Raw genomic sequence first — 941 nt, forward strand, 5'->3', positions numbered from 1 at the left:
GGCCGCCGCCTGCTGATCCAGCGTGTCGTCGGCGACGGCCGCCCGGTGGCACACGTCGTCGCCGAGCTGGGCTGCTCGCGGGCTACTGGCTACAAATGGCTGGCTCGGTGGCGCGCCGAAGGCCATGCCGGGCTGCACGACCGGTCCAGCACCGCGCACCGGCTGCCCAGCAAGACCTCGCCGGAGATCGAGGCCCGCGTGTGCGCGTTACGAACCCGGCTCAAGCGCGGCCCACGCCGGCTGGCTCCACTGCTGGGCATGCCCGCCTCCACGATCCACGCCGTGCTGGCCCGGCACGGCTTGCACCGCCTGGCCTGGCTCGACCGGCCCACCGGCACCCCGATCCGCCGCTACGAACGCGACCGCCCAGGCGAACTGGTGCACGTCGACGTCAAGAAGATCGGACGGCTCCGCGACGGCGGCGGCTGGCGCGTCCACGGCCGCGACAGCCTCGAACGCCGCCGCGCCCGCGACGCCGTCAGGGTCGGCTACGAATACGTCCACGCCGCGATCGACGACCACACCCGCCTGGCCTACGCCGAAATCCACCCCGACGAGAAAACCGCCACCTGCGCCGGGTTCCTGCACCGCGCCGCCGCACACTTCGCCGCCCTCGGCATCGCCCGCATCGAACGGGTCATGACCGACAACGCCCTGGCCTACCGGCGCGGCCGAGCCTGGCACCACGCCCTCCAGCAGCTCGGCGCCCAACCACGATTCACCCGCCGCTACCGACCCCAGACCAACGGCAAAGCGGAGCGCTTCAACCGCACCATGTGCGACGAATGGATCTACTCCCGGCCCTTCACCAGCGGCCAAGACCGAGCCGACGCGCTGCCCGGCTGGTTACATACCTACAACCACCACCGCAGCCACACCGTCCTCGCAGGACAGCCACCCATCAGCCGCGTCAACAACGGTCCTGGCCACTACAGCTAGGC

1 protein-coding gene is annotated in these 941 nt (G+C 71.4%); it reads left to right on the top strand.

The features are described from left to right. A partial coding sequence (locus Sya03_RS30660) for an IS481 family transposase (protein ID WP_203941950.1) occupies nucleotides 1–939 on the top strand: 939 nt, incomplete at its 5' end. Between the last annotated feature and the right edge of the window lie 2 nt (nucleotides 940–941).

The organism is Spirilliplanes yamanashiensis (assembly GCF_016863475.1).
Taxonomy (GTDB): Bacteria; Actinomycetota; Actinomycetes; order Mycobacteriales; family Micromonosporaceae; genus Spirilliplanes; species Spirilliplanes yamanashiensis.